Here is a 19,474-nt window from a genome sequence, read left to right as displayed (position 1 = left end):
CATCACGCGAAACATCGGTTTCCTACGCTCCGGACATGGCGGACATATTCGACTCATATGCCCTGGCCGATGCATGGGACGAGATGTTCGAGCGTCCGGGGATCCCCCGGCCGCCGTATCAAGGGCTGTTCGCGGCCCTGCAACCCCTCGGGGCCGACGAGCTCCGTTTCCGGGCCGACCAGCTGACCCGGGTCTTCACCGACAGAGGCGTGACCTTCGACTACGCGGGCGAGGAGCGACCCTTCCCGCTCGATCTGATCCCCCGCGTGATCGACGCGGCGGAGTGGGATCTGATCGCCCGCGCGGTCCGTCAGCGGGTCCGCACCCTGGAAGCCTTTCTGGCCGATGTGTACGGCGGTCGCCAGATCTTCCACGACGGGGTGGTCCCGTGGTCGCTCCTGCACAGCTCCCCTCATTTCCACCGGATGGCCGACGGGATCAGACCGGCGAACGGGGTCCGCGTCCACATCGCGGGCATCGACATCATCCGCGACGAGCTGGGCGCGTTCCGGGTGCTGGAGGACAACGTCCGCACCCCGAGCGGGGTCAGTTACGTCCTGGAGAACCGCCTGGCGATGATGCGCACCCTCCCCGCGCTGTTCACCGAACAGAGGGTGCGCGCGGTCGACGAGTATCCGGGCCGGCTGCTCGCCGCCCTGAGACGGGCCGCACCGGCGACGATCAACGATCCCACGGTGGTCGTGCTCACCCCGGGTGTCTACAACGCCGCCTACTTCGAGCACGCCCTGCTCGCCCGGTTGATGGGCGTGGAGCTCGTCGAGGGCCGTGACCTGGTCTGCGAGAACAACCGGGTCTACATGATCACCACACACGGCAAGCGGCCCGTCCACGTGATCTACCGAAGGGTCGACGACGACTATCTCGACCCCTTGCACTTCCGCCCCGACTCGACCCTCGGCTGTCCCGGCCTGCTGAACGCCGCCAGAGCGGGCACGGTCGCCATCGCCAACGCGGTCGGTAACGGGGTGGCGGACGACAAGCTGCTCTACACCTACATACCGGACATCATGAAGTACTACCTCGGCGAGACCCCGCTGATCTCCAACGTCGAGACCTACCGCCTGGAGGACGCCGACACGCTCGGATGGGTCCTCGGCAACCTCGACCACCTGGTGCTCAAGCCCGTCGACGGAGCCGGTGGCAAGGGCATCGTCATCGGCCCGAGGGCCGAGGAGGAGACGCTGGTGGCGCTGAAGGAGAACGTACAGAAAGATCCTCGGGGGTGGATCGCCCAGCGGCCGGTGGCTCTGTCCACCTCGCCGGCCATGATCGGCGATCTCCCGAGGCCCCGGCACATCGACCTGAGACCGTTCGCCGTCAACGACGGCGACGACGTCTGGCTGCTCCCGGGCGGTCTCACCCGGGTCGCCCTCCCGGAAGGCGAACTCGTCGTCAACTCCAGCCAGGGCGGGGGCTCCAAGGACACCTGGGTGCTGTCGGAGCCGGGATCGCGCATTCCGCACGTCGCGACCGGCGGGCACATGCCGCCGGCGCATTGGCAACCGAGCCGCAACGCCGCCTGGGACGGGGAGGCCGAACAGTGAGAGAGCTGCTGAGCCGCATCGCGGAGACGCTGTACTGGATAGGCCGGTACGTCGAACGCTCCGACGACATCGCCCGCCTGCTCGACGTCTCCCTGCACCGCACTCTCGGCGACGACGAGGACTGGTCGACGGTTTTGGCCATCCTCGGCCACGAGGGCGGCGACAACCCGACGACCGAGACGATGATCCAGCGCCTCGCCTACGACTCGGCCACCCCGAGTTCGATCGCGGGCTGCGTCCGGGCGGCCCGCGAGAACGCCCGAGGTGTACGGGAGATCATCTCCAGCGAGGTCTGGGAGTGCCTCAACGTCACCTGGAACGAGCTCCCGATCCGCCAGATAGGGGCCGAACGGCTCGGTCCGCACGGCTATCTCCGGTACGTCCGCGAGAGGGCCGCCCTGTTCTCCGGTCTGGCCGACGCGACCATGAGCCGCGACGACGGCTGGCTGTTCATGGTGCTCGGCCGCAGCCTGGAACGGGTCGACATGACCGCCCGCCTGCTCGCCGTGCACGGTGAGGTGCTGCCCAGCGAGTTCGCCCCGCCGTCGGAGTCGAGCGGCTGGAAGGTGCTGCTGGAGGCGTGCGGCGCCGACGAGTCGTTCACCAGAACCCACCGGGGCGACTCGAAACGGGTCCTGGAGTTCCTCCTCCTCGACCGGCTGTTCCCCCGCTCGGTCATGCACGCCCTCACCACCGCCGAGCAGTGCCTGGCCGAACTCAGCCCCAACCAGGGCAGAGCGGGCATGAACGACCCGGCGCGGGCGGCGATCGGGCGGGTCCGGATGGCCCTGGAATACGCGGACACGGCGGGCCTGGAAGATCAGCTGCCCGAACTGCTGATCACCCTCCAGGCGGCGTGCGTGATCGCCTCGGAGGGGCTGACGGAACGGTTCTTCCAGCACGTCGCGACGGTGCGCTGGGAGCTGGGCGTGCAGGCGCTGGGAGGTGTGACATGGAAACCGGCTGGCGTGTGAAGATCCGCCACTCGACGTTCGTGGAGTACGAAGGCGACGCGGCGTCCTCCTACAACGAGGTCCGGATGACCCCGGTGGACGACCACCGCCAGGCCACCCTGGACTATCAACTGATCATCCGGCCCGGCACACCGGTCTGGACCTACCGCGACTACTGGGGCACCAGCGTCAGCGTCTTCGACGTGTCGGGCGGCCACCGCACGCTGTCGATCGAGGCGGTGGCACGGGTCGACACCTCACCGGTGCGGCCGCTGGCCAAGCCGCTCCCGTGGGAGGTCCTGAAGGCCGTCAATGGACCGGTCGCCGAGCTGCTGCGCCCGACCGACCGCACGACGATCACTTGTGGCGACGTCGGGCTCACGCAGACCGCCGGCCGCGACCCCCACGAGGCGGCCGAGGCGATCGCCTGGGCGGTCCATGAGCGGGTCGAGTACGTCCCCGGCACGACCGGGGTCCTCACCAGCGCTCAGGAGGCCTGGGACCAGGGGAAAGGCGTCTGCCAGGACATGGCCCACCTGACCGTCGCGCTGATGCGGGCGGCGGGACTCCCGGCCCGGTATGTCTCCGGTTACATCCATCCGGCGCCCGACGCGGCCATCGGGGAACCGGTCGCGGGGCAGTCGCACGCGTGGGTGGAGTACTGGGCCGGCGAGTGGAACGCGCTCGACCCGACAAACCGCTCAAAAGTAGGCGAAACACATGTAGTGGTAGCGCGCGGGAGAGACTACGCTGACGTACCCCCTTTGAAAGGTATTTACCAAGGACCACCTGCGGGAAGACAAGAAGTAAAGGTTGAAGTGACCCGGTTGGCGTGATCATTACGTATTACTGGGAAGGCTGAGACCAAAACGGGAGAGGAGAGCCTCTTGTGAAAAGGGTCCAGATCATCCAGCGTCCCCGTCCGCCCCGGCAACCGCTGCCCATCGACCTACGCACTCCCTCAGGCCGGGTCCTCCCTTTTTGACCCGGCCCCCGACCTACCGCCGGCCCGAAGGCGCGTCGGCGGCCCGTTCATAACAGCGTTCGAACCCTTCAAGGACCACCGGCCACGAGCATCTGACCGGCGACGTCGACCGATTGTGCTCGGCGATCGCCCCTCGTAGCGCAGGGTCCCCCGCGAGCCGTGCCACCGCACCGGCCAGCTCGTCGAAGGTGCGCCCCAGCAGGCCTTCCTTGCCGGGGCTCACGAAGTCGGCCACACCGCTCTGCGAGCGTGCCACCACCGGCACCCCCGCCGCGCGTGCTTCCAGCGCGGCCAGACCGAACGACTCCCGGGGCGCCGGGGCGACGAAGACGTCGGCCTCCGCCAGCAGCCCCCTGATCTCCTCCCGGGTGTACCTCCCCGGCATCTCGACCCAATCGATCCGCTTCGACCGCAGATGGCGCTCCATCTGCCCCCGTGCGGGCCCGTCGCCCACGATCGTGGCCCGCAGGGTGATCCCCTTCGGAGCCCTGGCCTTGGCGGCTTCCAGGAGTTTCAGGAGTCGTACGGGCTGCTTGCGCGGCGCCAGCCGGCCCACCGCGACCACATGGACCTCGTCGGTGGGTGTCCGGGCCGGGCCTTCGGGCCGCCAGTCGGACAGGTCGAGCCCGTTGGACACCACGTGGACGGGTGTCCGCGGCCCCGCCACGCGGCGGATGGGGCGGGCGGCGGCCTCGGAGACCGCCGTGCCCACGAGACCCCAGTCTGCCCAGTTCGAGATCTTGAGTGCCCGGTAGAGGTTCGCGGTGACCGGATCCCACATGCTGTGCACGGTCACGACGGTGGGGATCCTCACGCGGCGGGCGGCCAGCACCCCCATCCACGCGAACGGCGACACCGCGCCGGTGTGGACATGGACGACATCGGGCCTGTATCCAGCCATGATCCGGGTCAGATGGCCCGTCCCGCGCGGGTGGACCGGCAGGTCGAAGGGCATGCGCGCGGTCACCCGGTGAACCCCGGGAAGCGGCTCGCCCGGCGTGGCGGTGACCACCTCGACGTCGTGCCCCGCCTTCCGCTGGCTGCCGATCAGATCGGCGACCTGCACCTCGATGCCGCCCAACCGGGGCAGGTAGCAGTCGCTCACGTGAAGGATGCGCACCCGATCAGCCTGACAGAGGTCGGGACCCCGCTCAAACGCGCGATCAGAGGGTGGGATCATGTGTCGGGTGAAGACAGCGGTGTTCTTTCACGCCCATCCCGACGACGAGGCGCTGCTGACGGCCGGGACCATGGCGATGCTCGCAGCCGAGGGCCACCGCGTGGTCCTGGTGGTGGCCACAGCGGGCGAACACGGCCTGGCCGAGCTCCCCTATGGCGACGAGCTTGGCGAAACCCGCATGAACGAGCTCTACGACTCGGCCGCACGACTGGGCTGCGCGCGCGTGGTCCAGCTGGGCTACGCCGATTCGGGCCTGGAAGCGGGCGGCGGCGCCGAAGACCGCCCGGCCGACGCCTTCATGGACGCCGACATCGAAGAGGCGGCCACCCGCCTGGCGGCGGTCCTCGACGAGGAGAAGGCAGAGCTACTGACCATCTACGACCCATCAGGCGGCTACGGCCACCCCGACCACGTGCAGGTCTACCGAGTGGGCACCCGCGCGGCGAGACTGGCGGCGACCCCGCCGATCCTGCTGGAGGCGACCGTGAACCGCGACCCTCTGCTGAAAGGTGTGCGCCTGGCGGCCCGGCTCTATCCCCAGCTGGACATCCGCTCGTTCGAGACGGCCTACTCGGCCTCGGCCGACATCACCCACCGGGTGAACGTCCGCAAGTGGACCTCGGTCAAACGCCAGTCGATGGCCGCCCACGCCACCCAGGCCAGCGGCGGAGACGGCGACCGGACCCTGGCGGCCCTGCTGAAGATCCCGGCCCCGGTCTACCGCTACGTGTTCGGCACCGAGTGGTACGTCCGCCGGGACCTGCCGCCGGGCACCAGGATGAGCCACCCGTTCGACGACTGAGTTCGTACCAGAGGATGAGCGAAGCGCTCTGCGCGCCCGGCAGACTTGGCGCATGAACAGGTGGGTGCGGGTCGGTATGTCGGTCGCGTCGCTGGCGCTGGCCGCGGGGCTGATCGTCTACCTGCCCACGATCATCGGGTCGCTCACCGGGGCGACGATGTCGTGGGGTCAGATCGGCGACCTGTTCGCGGCGGTCTCCTGGCAGATGGCCGCCCTGATGACCGTCGTATGGCTGGCCAGCCTGCTCTCCTACACGTTCGTGCTGACCGGGTCGCTCCCCGGGCTCGGGCACACGCAGGCGCTGACGCTCAACGCCGCCGGGAGCGCGGTCAGCAATCTGCTGCCGTTCGGCGGGGCGGCCGGGGTCGCGCTGACGATGGCGATGACCAAGGGGTGGGGGTTCCCCGTCGGCGCGATCGTGGCGTCGACGCTGGTCAGTGGCGTATGGAACATGATCTTCCGGTTCCTGCTGCCGGCGATCGGCATCCTGGCGCTGCTGTTCTCGGGGACCGCGCTGTCCCCCGAGGTGACCAAGGCCGGGTGGATCGCCTCGGCGTCGCTGCTGGCGCTGGTGCTCGTCGTCGGGGCGGCGCTGTTCTGGGAGCGCGGGGCCAGGGTGATCGGGCACGGCGCCGACCGGGTGGCGGCGCTGGCGCCCAGGAAGATCCGGCCCCCTGAGCGCGGGGCCTCCGACGCCATTCACAAGCTGCGGGCGAACATGGCGGGGGTCGTCAGGACCGGCTGGTTGAAGATGTCGTTCGGGATGGTCTTCTTCCTGGGGTTCCAGTGGCTGATCCTGGCGTTGTGCCTGGTCGGCACCGGGTCGTGGGTGGGTCCGGCGCAGTCGATCGCGGTGTTCGCGCTGTCCCGGGTGCTGACCAGCGCGCTGGCCACTCCCAGTGGCGCCGGATTCATGGAGGCGGGCACCGCGCTGGCGCTGATCGGGTTCGGCGCGGGCGAGGCGCAGGCCACCGCGGCGGCCATTCTTTTCGGGTTCTGGACCTACACGATCGAGATTCCGTGGGGCGGGCTGGCTCTCGGCGGCTGGGCTCTGTTGCGCCGTCGAGATGGGAAGCGCGAATCCCAACCTGTCACTCGCGAGAAAGCATCATGATCTTGCGCGACAATTGACCTCACTCTCCCCGAAGTGAGGTTGACCGGTGAACGTCTTGTGTACCGTTTGGCGGCGCGCATAGCGTGGCGGCTGACATGAGCACGGTGGGCTTCCGGGTCTTGGGTCCGGTCGAAGCGTATGACGGCGACAACGAGCTCGATCTCGGCGGCCTCCGCCAGCGGGCCGTTCTGGCCCGGCTTCTCGTCGCCCGGGGTCAGGTCGTCCCCGTCGACACTCTTCTGTTCGACCTGTGGGCCGACGACGCCGCCAAGGGCGCGCAGTCGGGCCTCCAGGTGTACATCTCCCGGTTGCGCCGGGTGCTGGAGCCCAACCGTCCACGGGGCGGGCCCAACCGGCTCCTGGTCACCGTCGCCTCCGGCTACGCCCTCCGGGCCGCCCCCGAGCAGGTCGACGCCCTGCGGTTCGAGGCGACCGTGCGCGCCGCGGGTGAACGCCTCGACGAGAATCCGCAGACCGCGCGGGCGCGGCTGGAGTCGGCGCTGGGGCTCTGGCAGGGCACGCCCTACAGCGACTTCCAGGATCAGCCCTGGGCCGAGGCCGAGGTGACGCGGCTCAGCGAGCTGCGGCTGGTGGCGCGGGAGCGCTATGCCGACGCGGGGCTGCGCCTCGGGCTCCACGCCGAGACCGTGCCCGACCTCGAGGCGCACACCACCGAGCATCCGCTGCGCGAAGAGGGCTGGCGGCTGCTGGCCCTCGGGCTCTACCGCTGCGGGCGGCAGGGCGACGCGCTGGCCGCGCTGCGCCGGGCCCGAACCATCCTCGACGACGAACTCGGCATCGACCCCGGGCCCGCCCTGCGCAAGCTGGAGAGCGACATCCTGTCGCAGGATCCGGGGCTGGAGCTGACCGTCCTGCCGCGCCGGGCCGAGACGACCTCGACGTGGCCGCCGCGCCCCCTTGAAGTCACTCCGCTGCCGCCGCTGGAGACCGAGCCGTTCGTCGGCCGCGAGACCGAGCTGACCGCGCTGATGGCCGCCGTCCCCCACACCAAGTCGGGCCGTCTCACGATCGCGCTGGTCGGCGGCGACCCGGGGGCGGGCAAGACGACGCTGCTGCGGCAGCTCTCCGGCCATCTCGAGGAGCAGGGCTGGATCATCGCCGCCGGCGGCTGCCCCGACAGCCCGGCGACCCCGCCCGGCTGGGCCTGGGTCGAGGTGCTGCGGGCGCTGATCGCCCGGCGCGGCGCGGGGGAATACGGCGCGCTGCTGGCCCCCCTGATCGACGACCACGCGCCGCCCAACGACGACGACACCTCCGGTGGGTTCCGGCTCCACCGGGCGGTTGGCGGATTCCTGTCCGGCGTGGCCCGCGAGGCGCCCCTGCTGATCACCCTCGAAGACCTCCACTGGGCCGACGACCAGACCCTCGCGCTGCTGCGCGCGCTGCCGAGCCTGCTGGCCGCCAGCCGGGTGCTGCTCGTGGTGACCTGCCGCGAGGGCGAGCTCAGCGACCAGCAGCAAGACGTGCTGGCCGCCCTGGCGCGTCTCGGCCCGGTCCGGGTCGAGCTCGACGGCCTGTCCCCCGCCCAGACGGCCGAACTCGTGCGCGCGACGTTCGTGCGCGGCGAGATCGACCACGACGTCGTGGCCGCGATCGTCGAACGGACCGGCGGCAACCCGTTCTACGTGAAGGAGACCGTCCGCCTCTTCGAGGCGGAGGCCGACATCTCCCAGGTTCCTTCGGGTGTACGCGATGTGCTCCGCCGCCGCGTCGCGAGGTTGCCCGAACGGGCCCAGCAGATCCTGCTGCAGGCCGCCGTGATCGGCCGCGACGTCGATGTCGACGTCCTGGTCGACATCTCCGGCGAGGAAGACTCGGTCGTCGACGCGATCGAGGCCGCGCTGCTGGCCGGCCTGGTCACCGAACCGGGCGCCGGTCGTCTGCGGTTCGACCACGAGATGGTCCGCGACACCCTCTACTCCGACGCCTCGCGCCTGCGCCGATCGCGCCTGCACGCGGCGGTGGCCTCCGTCATCGAGGCCCGCACCCCGGGTGACGTGGCCGCGCTCGCCCACCACTACGACCTGGCCGGCACGGCCGACACGGCCGCCAAGGCGGTCCGTTACGCTGGCCTGGCCGCCGAGCAGGCCGAGCGTCGCTACGCCTACCGCGAGGCCGCCTCGCAGTGGGAACGCGCGATCATCGCCTACGACCGGGCCGGTGGCAGGCAGGGCAAAGACCGGCTCGAACTCCAGGTCCGCACCATCCACGCGCTGGCCCTCGCCGGTGACATGACCGCCGCGCGGGCCCACCGCCGCGACGCGATGGACGTCGCGCTCCCCCTCGGCGACCTCGAACTGACCGCCCGGGTGGCGGCGGCCCTGGCCGTCCCGCACAAGGGCATCGCCCGCGACTTCACCCGCACGGCCTGGGAGATCGTCGACGTCACCGAGAAGGCGCTGCTGGAACTGCCGCCCAGCGAACACTCGCTGCGCGCCAGCCTCCTGGCGACCCTGGCACTGGAGCTCGAAGGCTCCGCCACCCCGCGTGGCGAGCAGGCCTCACTGGAGGCCGAGGAACTGGCCCGCGCCAGCGGCGACCCCAACCTGCTGGCGATGGCGCTGAGCGGCCGGCTGCGCCAGTCCTACACCCTGGCCCAGGTCGACGAGCGCGAGGACATCGGCCGCGAACTGCTCCGGGTCGGCGCCGAGTCTGGCCAGATCTCCGTGCAGACCCTCGCCCACCTGGTCCTGCTCGAATGCGCCGCGGCCCGCGGCGACTTCGCCGAGGCCGACCGCCAACTGGCGCGGGCCGACAAGCTCGGCCAGCAATACGGCCTGGCCGCCCCCGCGGCGGTCGGCGCCTGGTACGCCGGCCAGCGCCTCATGATCACCGGTGACTACTCGGCCGCCGAGATGGCCTACCGGAACGCGGCCCGCCTGACCGCACGGGCCGGAATGCTGGAGGGCCGCCAGGACCTCCCGCTGATCGCGACCTTCTGCCTCCACCTCGTCCAGGGCAAAGCAGACGAGATGGCCGACGCCCTCGGCGAGGCACACACCCGTGGCGCCAAGTGGACCCTCGATGCCTACGCGGTCGCCCTGGCCGAGGCCGGGCACCTCCGCGACGCCCGCGCGGTGGCCGTGACGAGGGAACCGGTCCGAGGCGACTTCCTCTACGAACTCGCGATGACCTGGCGCGCCCTCGCCGGCCTGCGCCTCGACGACGTCGACCGCATGCAGGAGGCCTACGCAGCGCTGCGTCCCTTCCACGACCGCATCGCCGGCGCGGGAACGGGCGTGGTGGCCCTGTGGCCGGTGGCCCGGACCTTGGGCGACCTGGCGGTGAAACTGGGCCACGCCGACGCACGGGCCCACTACGAGAAGGCGCTGACGGTGGCCCGCCGCGTCAATGTGCAGCGATGGGTGGACGAAGCGGAAGCCGCCCTCGACCGCGTCTGAATGATCGGCTAGGCGAGAGCGCGAAGCCGCCGGGCGAGTTCGGGGACGTCGTCGAACTCGCCCTTGGCCAGTGACATGACCAGATGTTCCGCCTCGTCGATGTCGCGGTAGACGAGAGTCTCGCCGTTGTCTTCCAGGAAGGCCACGGCGGAGGCCCAGCCCAGTCTTTTGTTGCCGTCGACGAGCGGATGACCCGCGACGATGCTGTGCATCAGGGCCGCCGCCTTCTCCCACAGGTCGGGGTAGGCGTCATCGCCGAAAACCGATGTCTGCGGGCGCAGCACCGCCGCATGCAACGCTCCAGCGTCGCGCACCTGAACTATGGGGAGGATCGCCCCGGCCAGCGCGAGAATGTCTTCGGTGGTCGGGAATACCGTCATCGCGACAGGCGCTCCAGAAGCTCCTTGTCACGCTGCGCGATCTTCCTGCCCATCTCTTCGTATCGCTCGCGCCGACGCCGGGCGATGTACTCGTCGATCGCCACGATCAGCGTGGAGTTGACACTCTCGTCGTCTCCACTGGCAATCTGTTTGATCTGCTCATAGGTCTCGTCCGGAAGACGGAGTCTCGTCTCAGCCACCCACCGACGGTACCACTTTATGGTGTCAGTCTTCGGTGACAGGCGGCAGGTACGGGAACTCGTTCCTCGGCTTCGAGGTGACCGATTCCTTGCCGATGCCCAAGGTCAACGGCGTGTTCGCGGCGAAGGAGAACATCACGTCCGGGGCGTTGTCGGTCATCGCCCGGCCGTTCCAGCCGGCGAAGGTGAAGCCCGCCTTCGTGCCGATCGTGTACGGCAGCATGTTCGGGAAGATGCGCTCCACGACCATCTGCGCGTAGGCGTCGGGGTCGGCGGACGTCCCGTAGGCGCGGACCACCCCGGCCACCTTCGAGCGGACCACGTCCCCGTGGATGCGGATGTCATCGGCCGGGCCGTTGGTGTTGAGGCGGTCGCCCAGGTCCTCGTCGTACTGGGTGAACAGGGGGTGGATCATGGGCAGGCCCGCCCGGTTGATGGGGCGCCAGCCGCCGCTGTCGGTGGCCAGGCTCGTCTGGAGCCAGACGCCGATGCGCCCGTCGGGCCCGGCGATGCGCAGGAGTTCCTCGTCGGGGAGTTCCAGGACGGTCGAGTAGACCGTGTGCCCGGCGAACAGGTTGCCTGCCTTGTCGGGGTTCCAGCCGGTCAGGTCGACGGTCGTGCCGTGCTGGAAGGCCTGGCCGACGGCGTGCAGGACGTCCGGTTCGATCCAGAACGGGTCGCCCGCCTGGCCGGTCCAGACGCGGCCGCCGCCGCGCAGTTCGACCACCTCGCCCATGCGGCCCTCGGCGATCAGTTCGTCTCCCGCGTGCAGGCTGAAGCTCTGGATACCCTCCGCGTCGCGCTCGCCGAAGGTGAAGCGGAAGGTCAGGTCCTCGACGGCGTCGCCGTTGCCGTCGATCTTGATCTCGTAGCGGCCCTCCGGGTGCAGGCCCTTGGGTGCGTCGGGGCCGGCGAAGGAGTGGCTGTGGTCGGCGGCGAAGACGGTGCCGCGGTCGCCGCGGAAGACGAAGAGGTCGGTGATGTCCAGGCGCGGGTCCTGGCGGGCGAGGGGCGAATCGAGGTGGTGGGACATGGGTGCTCCTGGATCGCAGGGCTGTCCTGACTCGGACGGCCCTGCCCCGGCCCGGGAAGATACAGGCCCATGAATCAGCAGGTCACCTGGAACTTCTCGCTCATGGTCCGGTCACCCGACACGTCCAGGATCGCCCGGTAGGTCCCCGGGTTGCCGGGAACCCGGACGTGCCAGTCGACGGTCCGGCCCGCGCCGTCGAAGCCGCCCGTGGTCGACAGGTAGTCCTGCCAGACCCCCGACCGCGCGCTGAAGCGCTGCAGCGTCCACTCGTAGGCGACGGCGCCCGATTCGACCGCGCTGCTGACCCGGTAGGAACAGTCGGTGAGTTCGCCCACGCTCACCCGGCCCGGTGCGAGCGCGATCAGGCCGTTTTCCGCGGGGATCGACTGGGCCGACAGGGTGAGGGTGCGGGACGGCTCGTCGGTGAGAGTCGCACCGGTCAGATAGGCGGCGGCCACCGCGGCGGCGGCGATGAGGAGTCGCAGCGCGGTTCCGCCGACGCTCGCGACGAGGCTGCGGGATTTCATACCCTTTTTGTAGAACGCCGTGGTTGAGCGGTGGTTGCCGTCCGGTTGCAGGGGGTGTGGTGCCTGGCGCGGTCCACGGAGGCTCGCTTAAGGTAAGGCTGTCCTAATTGTTCGTCCCGAGGCGGCACGGTGGAGTTCTCAGACCCGATGGCGGCGTCGTTCCTCGGGCTGCCCTACTGGCTCGTCGGCGCGATCCTCACGGTCGCCCTCTTCGGGGCGTTCCAGGTCTACTACTGGGTCGGCCACAAGGTCGGCGACGCCGTCTACGAGTCGCGGCTCGGGCGCAGGATCGGGCAAGAGCGGATCATCAAGGTCGAGAACGTCGTCCGCAAATGGGGGGCACTCGCCGTCTACGGGTGTTTCTTCGTGCCGGGGCTGCGGCACACGCTGCCGTGGGTGGCCGGCGTGCTGCGGATCAACTATCGCTGGTATCTGGTCGCGAGCGCGCTGGGCTGTCTGACCTGGGCTCCGCTGGTCTGGTTCGGCCTCTATTCGGTCATCTGGGCCTGGCTCAGGCTCGCCGCCGACTCGCCGGTGCTCGCGGTCACGCTCGCCGTCGTGGCGCTGGCCCTGCTGGTCGTGTACGTCATCTGGCGCCGCCGCAGCCGCGACGCTCCGGCGGCGTCCCAGGCGAGTTAGACCTCCGAGTCGTCGAGGGCCGCCTCGGGGGCGGTGCGGCGCACCGACTCGATGCCGTTGACGCAGGCCGCGCGGCTGGTGAAGGGCTCGCTGACCGCGAGGGTCTGCCCGTTGCCCATGACCAGTCTGAACCGGTATGCCCCGGCCGTGTCTCTGCTGATGACGAATCTGCCCGCCATGATGTTTCCCCCCGAATGCCGTCCGGCCGTCGCGTGTGTACCCGTGCGATCATGCGGGCATGCGTACGACCGTTCTCGTCAGCGCCGTCCTCACCTGGGCGGTTTTTCTGTCAACTCCCGCCCATGCCGATCCCCGGGTGACCGCCTCTGAGGTGTATGTCGTGGATCTCACGTCGGGAACGGTCCCGTACGCCAAACACGAGGACCGGCGGGTGCCCGTCGCCAGCCTGACGAAGGTGATGACGGCCTATGTCGTGCGGAAGCAGGCCGATCTTGACGACCTCGTGACGATCACCACCACCGACGTGAACCACGCCCGGAACAGCGGCGCCACCCACGCCGGGCTGCGGGCCGGTGAGCGGCTGACCGTGCGGCAGCTCCTGTACGCGCTGCTGCTGCCCTCGGCGGCCGACGCCTCCAACGCCCTGGCCAGGGCATACGGGCCGGGGAAGGCGCGGTTCGTGGCGCGGATGAACGCCGCAGCGCGGTCTCTCGACCTCGACGACACCCGGTTCGTGAACGCCGACGGGCTGCCCGCCTCAGGGCAGTATTCGACCGCCCGCGACCAGCTGGAGCTGACCCGGGTCGTGCTGAAGGACCGGGTGCTGTCGCAGATCGCCCGGACCCGGGTCGCGAAGGCCGCCGGGCACACCTGGACGAACACCAACAAGCTGCTCGCGACGACGCCCGGGGCCATCGGGCTGAAGACGGGCTACACGAAGGCCGCCGGCTACTGCCTGGCGTTCGCGGCGCGACGGGACGGCCACACCTACCTGGGCGTGATCCTCGGCGACACCGGGGACCTGCGCCGGTTCACGACGGCGCGGAACCTGCTGAGCTGGGCCGAACGAGTGAGTGACAGGCGATAGCGGCGGCGGCCACGACGTTGAGGGAGTCGACGCCGTTCTTCAGGGCGGCGGGGCTCATCGGGATGCGGACCCGCTCGGTCGCCTGGGTGAGCCAGCGGGACGACAGGCCGTCGCCCTCCGAGCCGAGCAGCAGCGCGGTCTTCTCGCCCAGCCTGACCTCGTCGATCGGGACGGCCGAGGCGTCGGGGGTCAGCGCGAGGAGGTCGTAGTCGTCGAGGGCGGCCAGGCCGCCGTGCCAGTCGTCCATGCGGGCCCACGGGACGGCGAAGACGGCGCCCATCGAGACCTTGATCGAGCGGCGGTAGAGGGGGTCGGCGCAGCGCGGCGAAAGGATCACGGCGTCGACGCCGAGCGCCGCCGCCGACCGGAAGATCGCGCCGACGTTGGAGTGGTCGACCAGGTCCTCCAGGACGACGATCCGCTTCGATCTCCGCGCCAGATCGGACACCGCCGGAAGGGGAAGCCGCTCGAAGGAGGCCAGCGCGCCCCGGTGGACCGGAAAGCCGGTCACCTGCTCCATGAGGACGTCGCTCACGACGTACACGACCTGGTTTTCGAGCACGTCGGCCAGGTGGGTGAGCCATTTCGGGGTGGTCAGGAAGGCCCGCGCGGGGTGGCCGGTCTGGAGGGCGCGGCGGATGACCTTCTCGCCTTCGGCCAGGAACAGGCCGTGTTCGGCCTCCAGGCTCTTGCGGAGCTCGACGTCGCGCAGGTGGGTGAAGTCGGTCAAGCGCGGGTCAGCCGGGTCGTGGAGCTCGATGACCATCCCGCAAGCCTACCCTTGCCACCCCTTGGCGACGGTGTAACAGAAGTGACCGATCGTGACCGGTACAGTACTCAGCGCTGTATCCGGCGGTGTGAGGGCGATCGGGGGTCAAGGTGCCTGACCAGCGGACGCTCACGCGCCCGGCCGTTGTGGCCGAGAGCTGGCTGAGGGACGCCCGCCGCGCGCGCCTGCTGTCGGTGGCGACCCTCGGCTGGCTCGGCGCCGAAAGCCTGCTGGGTGTGTACGCCGGTTACACCGCCGACTCGGTGGCGCTGTTCGGGTGGGGCCTGGCGGCCCTGGTCGAGGCGCTGGCCAGCCTCATCGTGCTGTGGCGCTTCACCGGCACCCGGCTGGTCTCACCGACCGCCGAACTCCGCGCGACCCGCGCGGTCGCGGTGAGCTTCTGGCTGCTGGCGCCCTATCTCGTGCTCCACGTGCTCCACGACCTGGACCAGGGTCACCGGGCCGCGCCGACCGGGCTCGGCATCGCGGTGACCACGATCAGCCTGGTCAGCATGCCGGTGCTGGGGTGGGCCAAACGGCGCGTCGGCGCCCGCCTGGCCTCGGCGGCGACGACCGGGGAGGGCACCCAGAACGTGCTCTGCGGGCTGACCGCCGCCGGGGTGCTCGCCGGGCTCGCGGCGGCCTCGATCGGCTGGTGGTGGGCCGACCCGCTGGTGGCGCTCTCGCTCGCGGGGATCGCCGTGCGTGAAGGCGGCAGGGCCTGGCGCGGGCACGTCTGCGACCACTGAAGCGACAGCACGGCGACGTCCATCCCGGCTTCTCTGAGGGCGTCGATCACCTCGGCGGCGCCGCCGGGGATCGTCCACACCCGGCCGTGACGGCCCGTCAGATGCACGGCGCGCAGCCCGGGAAGGGCCCGCAACGCCTCTCTGGCCGAGGGCGGCAGGCCGGGGCGGTTGAACTCCAGCAATAGGAGATCTCCGTCGCGCATCCGAGCCCCCGGGTGCAGATTCGCCTGATGTGAAGAACACGATACATCGCGAGATGACGCTGTCAAGATGTATCGCGATGCCCATCATCGCAGTAAAAGGTACGTTTTGCCGGTCTAATGGTTGCCACTATGGTTCCGTAAGCATTACGGAGAATCTCCCTTTATGCCTGGACGGGGAGACCGAACGACTGACGAAGAGGCCATCGTGGGACGTCACCGCACTGACGAGATCGAGGGCGGTTACCCCGCATACGAGCAGCCGCCGGCCCGGCGGAAGTCTTCCGGACCGGGCAAGGTGCTCGTCCCGCTGGCGGGGGCCGTGGCTCTCGCGGTGTTGTTGGGCGTGGCCGCGTATGTCGTCGTGAACAAGGACACGGCCGGATGTTCCGGGGAGAAGGTGTCCCTGTTCGTGGCCGTCGCCAAGGACATCGAGCCGGCCGTGACCGAGATCGCCGGGCGGTTCGTCAAGGCGGAGAAGACCGTCGACGGACGCTGCGTCGAGGTGGCCGTGAAGGGCACCGACTCCGACGGCGTGGCCGCCGCGATGGCCGGGACCGGCGGCGCCAGCTCCGCTCCCGACATCTGGATCCCCGACTCGTCGCTGTGGCTGTCCCAGATGCCGGAGAAGTCCGCACCCAAGGTGACCGGGAACCTGGCCCACTCGCCGATCGTGCTGGTCGCGCCGAAGGCCGCCGCCGCGAAGCTGGCCGAATCGTTGCAGCCGAGCTGGACCGGCCTGATGTCGGCCGCCAACGCCGCCAACCCCGACGGGCTGGCGAGCAAGGTCCGCGTGGTCGTGCTCGACCCGGCCAAGAACGCCGCCGGGCTCGGCGCGCTGCTGGCCGGGGCCGGGATCCTGCAGCAGAGCGGCGACGAGGGCTCCGAGGAACTGCTGGTCGGCGTGATGCGCCAGCTGTGGGACTCGAAGGTGACCTCGCCCGACAACCTGTTCGCGACCCTGTCGAAGGCCGCCAAGCGGGTGCCGATCGGGGTGACCTCCGAGCAGTCGATCTGGGCGTTCAACAGCAAGAACAAGAATGCCGCCGTGGCGCTCTATCCGGCCGAGGGCACCGTCGACCTCGACTACCCGATCATCACCACGGCGAAGGACCCCGAGAACGTCCAGGCCGCCAAGCTCTTCACCGACGAACTGGCCTCCGCCGCGTCCCGCAAGACCGTCCAGCAGCACGGTTTCCGGACCCTCGAAGGTCAGGGCACCGTCCTGACCGCCGAGGCCGGCATGCAGACCGAGGCTCCGACGTCCCTGCCGATCCCCGGCGCGGCGATCGTCACCGAGCTCGCCCAGTCGTGGAAGCGCGTCGGGTTGGGCACCAAGCTGCTGTCGCTGCTCGACGTCTCCGGCACGATGGCGCGGCCCGCCGACTCGACCGGCATCACCCGCATGCAGGCCATCTCGCAGGTGAGCATCGAGGGCCTCAAGCTGTTCCCGGACAAGACCGAGATCGGCACCTGGATCTTCTCCGACAACCTCAACGGCAAGAAGGTCGACTGGAAGGAGACGGTCCCGATCGGGCCGCTCGCCCAGCAGATCAACGGGGTCACCCGGCGTGAGGTGATCGCCGGGCAGCTGACGCAGATCAAGGCCATCCCGACGGGCAACACCGGTCTCAACGACTCACTGTGGGCGGCGTACCAGAAGCTCACCAAGGAGTACGAGGCCGACAAGATCAACACGATCCTGCTGTTCACCGACGGCGTCGGCAACGACGACCCGACCGGCGGCATCACCAACGCGGGCATACTCAAGCGGCTCAGGGAGTCCTACGACCCCGCCAAGCCGGTCTCGATCCTGGTCATCTCGTTCAACACCCAGGGTGACGAGAACCGGCTCCAGATGCAGAACATCGCCAAGGCGACCGGCGGCGACGCGTTCTTCCCCGAGACGGTGCTGGAGATCAGGAACATCTTCCTGCAGGGCATCGCGCGCCGTCTGTGCGCGCCCAACTGCCCCAGCGCGCAGTAATCGTCACCCGAGTCACAGGAGTCGCTGTCTTCCCAGGTCATGCCACTTGAGCATGGCCTGGAAGACAGTAAACGCGGAGCCGGAAGGCGGCGTCCTTCTCGTGTGGGGATCCGCAGGTCCCCTGTTCTCGGGGAGGAATTCCGTTGCCCGGATGGCCGACTGTCGGCCGAGCCGACGACAATCGTCTGCTCGACGCGCTGAAGCGCACCGACGCGCACGCACCAGCGAGCCTGTACGACGCGTACGCCGATCGGCTGAACGACTACGCCTACTCCAGGCTGCGCGACTTCGACCTGGCCGCGAGCGCCGTGCACGACGCCCTCGTGCTCGCCACCGCCTCGGTGCGGCGGTTGACCGAGACGCAGCGGTTACGCGCCTGGCTCTACGCCCTGGTGCGCTTCCAGTGCGCGGCCCGCACCGCCGCCACCGCGCCGATATCGATGGACCTCGCCGACAGCCCCGACCCCGAGATGACCGTTCTGGTCCACGAGGCGCTGGGTGAGCTGAGCGGGCCCGAGCGCGAGGTGCTGGAGCTCTCGCTGCGCCACGACCTGACCCCGGCCGAGGCGGGCGCCGTGCTGGGGCTGACCTCGCGGCAGGCGGCCACGAGGCTGGAGCGGGCACAGGACCACTTGGAGAACTCGGCCGCCGCGGTGGTGCTGGCGCGGACCGGCCGGGCCCACTGCCCCGACCTGTCGGCGATGGTCGACTCCTGGGACGGTCCCCTGAGCACGCTGCTGCGCCAGCGGCTGAGCCGCCACATCGGCGGCTGCGAGGTCTGCACCGAGGGGAAGCAGCGGCACGTCGCGGCCCCGAAGCTGCTGGAGATGGTGCCGGTCGCGTTCCCGCCGCTGTCACTGCGGCGCCGGTTCGTGGACACCTGCGCCAATCCGGAACGGGACGAAACGAAGATCCTGATCGCCCGGGAAGGCGATCACTTCGACCGGAACGGGTTCCCCGTGCCGGTCGGGAGGCGGCCCCGAGTGAAGCGGGGCCGCCGGGCGGGGGGCGTGTCACGGCGGGCGGCGGGGAAGAAGAAGTCCCGGCGCGCGACGCCCGTCGTGGCCGCTCTCGGCGTGGTCCTGGTCGCCGGGGGCGGGGTGTTCTGGCTGAACGGGGTCAGCGCGGGCGCCCCCGCCCACATCGAGGCCATGCCCCAGCCGCAGCCCACCGACGACGTCGTCCAGGCCCCGCAGTACGAGGTGGACACCGAACCGCCGGCCGAGGAGCCCATCCCCGACACGCCGCCGCCGTCGCCGTCGCCTGAACCGGAGGAGGCCGAGCAGACGTCGTCCACGCGGGTTCCCGGGCCGGTGCCGACGGCGGCGGGCGTGCCCTCGGCGAGGCCCAAGCCGACGCGCAAGCCCGCCAGACCGACCAAGCGGCCGACGATCGCCAAGGGCGCGCTGTCGATGACCTGCCCTGGTGACGTCGGCGACGCCACCGGCGGGGTGCTCTACCTCACCGCCAGGAACGCTCCCATCGCCTGGAGCGCCCGCACCGGTGAGGGCGTCTCGATCGCCCCGGCGCGCGGTGTGCTGCAGAAGGGCGCCAGCGGACGCATGACGATCTCGATCGTCAACCCGCGCTCGGCCGGCAGCGCCACGATCGCGATCAGCTCGCCGGGCGGCAACCCGTCGTGCAAGATCTCCTGGCGCGGCGACGGCTACGGCCCGCCGCCCGGCGGGTGGCCCGACCCGACCAACCCGCCGCCCCGGCCCTCGCCTTCGCCCACCAAGCCCGACGAGCCGACCCCGGCGCCCACCGAGACCCCCGCGACGCAGACGTCAGGGGAACCTCAGCAGTAGTACGGGCGGTTGCCGATCCGTTACCGATAGAGTCCCTGTTCTTTGTGAACCGGGAACCACGCAAGAGCGTCGGCATTGACGTGCTCGTTCCCGGTTGATCCTATGAAGTGCCT

The 19,474-nt window shown here is 70.1% G+C and carries 18 protein-coding genes; 11 read left to right on the top strand and 7 right to left on the bottom strand.

Annotated elements, in window-relative coordinates; genetic code table 11:
- Positions 1 to 35 precede the first annotated feature (35 nt).
- From AW272_RS11125 to AW272_RS11115, 3 genes are read left to right on the top strand one after another with little or no spacing between them, the layout of a single operon-like run.
- Positions 36 to 1,565: a circularly permuted type 2 ATP-grasp protein gene (locus AW272_RS11125; RefSeq protein ID WP_083958183.1), complete on the top strand. Its 1,530-nt coding sequence runs from the start codon at positions 36 to 38 to the stop codon at positions 1,563 to 1,565.
- Positions 1,562 to 2,539: an alpha-E domain-containing protein gene (locus AW272_RS11120; protein ID WP_066363451.1), complete on the top strand. Its 978-nt coding sequence runs from the start codon at positions 1,562 to 1,564 to the stop codon at positions 2,537 to 2,539. Before AW272_RS11125 ends, AW272_RS11120 begins: the two co-directional genes overlap by 4 nt.
- On the top strand, positions 2,518 to 3,354 hold the full coding sequence (locus tag AW272_RS11115) for a transglutaminase family protein (RefSeq protein WP_066363448.1): 837 nt from the start codon (positions 2,518 to 2,520) through the stop codon (positions 3,352 to 3,354). Before AW272_RS11120 ends, AW272_RS11115 begins: the two co-directional genes overlap by 22 nt.
- 162 nt (positions 3,355 to 3,516) lie before the next feature.
- Here the strand turns inward: AW272_RS11115 and AW272_RS11110 are convergent, their stop codons facing one another.
- Complete coding sequence (locus AW272_RS11110; protein ID WP_066363447.1) at positions 3,517 to 4,623, bottom strand: glycosyltransferase family 4 protein; 1,107 nt, start codon at positions 4,621 to 4,623, stop codon at positions 3,517 to 3,519.
- Positions 4,624 to 4,681: 58 nt separating this feature from the next.
- On the opposite strand from AW272_RS11110, the gene AW272_RS11105 reads away from it, so the two are divergent.
- The 3 genes from AW272_RS11105 (at position 4,682) to AW272_RS11095 (ending at position 10,021) form a co-directional block, all read left to right on the top strand.
- Positions 4,682 to 5,485 carry a PIG-L family deacetylase gene (locus AW272_RS11105; RefSeq protein ID WP_066363445.1) on the top strand — a complete coding sequence of 268 codons (804 nt, stop codon included), beginning with the start codon at positions 4,682 to 4,684 and terminating at the stop codon, positions 5,483 to 5,485.
- A gap of 52 nt (positions 5,486 to 5,537) precedes the next feature.
- Positions 5,538 to 6,599 carry a lysylphosphatidylglycerol synthase domain-containing protein gene (locus AW272_RS11100; RefSeq protein WP_066363443.1) on the top strand — a complete coding sequence of 354 codons (1,062 nt, stop codon included), beginning with the start codon at positions 5,538 to 5,540 and terminating at the stop codon, positions 6,597 to 6,599.
- A 95-nt stretch (positions 6,600 to 6,694) separates the two neighbouring features.
- Complete coding sequence (locus tag AW272_RS11095; protein ID WP_066363741.1) at positions 6,695 to 10,021, top strand: ATP-binding protein; 3,327 nt, start codon at positions 6,695 to 6,697, stop codon at positions 10,019 to 10,021.
- Between the two features lie 8 nt (positions 10,022 to 10,029).
- On the opposite strand, the gene AW272_RS11090 is transcribed toward AW272_RS11095, so the two are convergent.
- The 4 genes from AW272_RS11090 to AW272_RS11075 form a co-directional block, all read right to left on the bottom strand.
- Positions 10,030 to 10,401, bottom strand: a complete 372-nt coding sequence (locus AW272_RS11090; RefSeq protein ID WP_066363441.1) for a type II toxin-antitoxin system death-on-curing family toxin — start codon at positions 10,399 to 10,401, stop codon at positions 10,030 to 10,032.
- Positions 10,398 to 10,601 carry an Arc family DNA-binding protein gene (locus AW272_RS43755; RefSeq protein ID WP_066363440.1) on the bottom strand — a complete coding sequence of 68 codons (204 nt, stop codon included), beginning with the start codon at positions 10,599 to 10,601 and terminating at the stop codon, positions 10,398 to 10,400. The genes AW272_RS11090 and AW272_RS43755 overlap by 4 nt, the downstream gene beginning before the upstream one ends.
- A 25-nt stretch (positions 10,602 to 10,626) precedes the next feature.
- The gene (locus AW272_RS11080) at positions 10,627 to 11,634 is read right to left on the bottom strand and encodes a DUF4331 family protein (RefSeq protein WP_066363438.1); all 1,008 of its coding nucleotides are present in this window, start codon (positions 11,632 to 11,634) and stop codon (positions 10,627 to 10,629) included.
- 74 nt (positions 11,635 to 11,708) lie between these two features.
- A complete protein-coding gene (locus AW272_RS11075) occupies positions 11,709 to 12,161 on the bottom strand; it encodes a hypothetical protein (RefSeq protein WP_066363435.1) in 453 nt (150 codons plus the stop codon).
- A 129-nt stretch (positions 12,162 to 12,290) separates the two neighbouring features.
- Here AW272_RS11075 and AW272_RS11070 point away from each other — a divergent pair, with 129 nt between their 5' ends.
- A complete protein-coding gene (locus tag AW272_RS11070; RefSeq protein WP_245657405.1) occupies positions 12,291 to 12,800 on the top strand; it encodes a DedA family protein in 510 nt (169 codons plus the stop codon).
- Here AW272_RS11070 and AW272_RS11065 read toward each other — a convergent pair.
- Positions 12,797 to 12,979: a YegP family protein gene (locus tag AW272_RS11065; RefSeq protein ID WP_066363430.1), complete on the bottom strand. Its 183-nt coding sequence runs from the start codon at positions 12,977 to 12,979 to the stop codon at positions 12,797 to 12,799. The two genes, AW272_RS11070 and AW272_RS11065, sit on opposite strands and share 4 nt — an antisense overlap.
- Before the next feature lie 59 nt (positions 12,980 to 13,038).
- Between AW272_RS11065 and AW272_RS11060 the strand changes: the two genes are divergently transcribed.
- Positions 13,039 to 13,848: a D-alanyl-D-alanine carboxypeptidase family protein gene (locus tag AW272_RS11060; RefSeq protein ID WP_066363428.1), complete on the top strand. Its 810-nt coding sequence runs from the start codon at positions 13,039 to 13,041 to the stop codon at positions 13,846 to 13,848.
- On the opposite strand, the gene AW272_RS11055 is transcribed toward AW272_RS11060, so the two are convergent.
- Positions 13,793 to 14,614 carry a TrmH family RNA methyltransferase gene (locus AW272_RS11055; RefSeq protein ID WP_066363426.1) on the bottom strand — a complete coding sequence of 274 codons (822 nt, stop codon included), beginning with the start codon at positions 14,612 to 14,614 and terminating at the stop codon, positions 13,793 to 13,795. The two genes, AW272_RS11060 and AW272_RS11055, sit on opposite strands and share 56 nt — an antisense overlap.
- Positions 14,615 to 14,727: 113 nt before the next feature.
- Between AW272_RS11055 and AW272_RS11050 the strand changes: the two genes are divergently transcribed.
- The 3 genes from AW272_RS11050 to AW272_RS11040 all read left to right on the top strand — a co-directional run bounded on the left by AW272_RS11050 (position 14,728) and on the right by AW272_RS11040 (position 19,361).
- Entirely contained in the window at positions 14,728 to 15,366 is a 639-nt protein-coding gene (locus tag AW272_RS11050) for a cation efflux transmembrane domain-containing protein (protein WP_066363424.1), read from the top strand.
- Between the two features lie 408 nt (positions 15,367 to 15,774).
- Positions 15,775 to 17,553 (top strand): substrate-binding domain-containing protein, encoded by a 1,779-nt coding sequence (locus tag AW272_RS11045; RefSeq protein ID WP_245657403.1) that lies wholly within the window; start codon positions 15,775 to 15,777, stop codon positions 17,551 to 17,553.
- Between the two features lie 143 nt (positions 17,554 to 17,696).
- On the top strand, positions 17,697 to 19,361 hold the full coding sequence (locus AW272_RS11040) for an RNA polymerase sigma factor (protein ID WP_066363423.1): 1,665 nt from the start codon (positions 17,697 to 17,699) through the stop codon (positions 19,359 to 19,361).
- Positions 19,362 to 19,474 lie beyond the last annotated feature (113 nt).

The sequence above is a fragment of the Herbidospora mongoliensis genome, assembly GCF_001570545.1.
Taxonomy (GTDB): Bacteria; Actinomycetota; Actinomycetes; order Streptosporangiales; family Streptosporangiaceae; genus Herbidospora; species Herbidospora mongoliensis.
The sequence above is the reverse complement of the archived record's forward strand: the minus strand, read 5'-3'. Positions and strand labels throughout refer to the sequence as shown.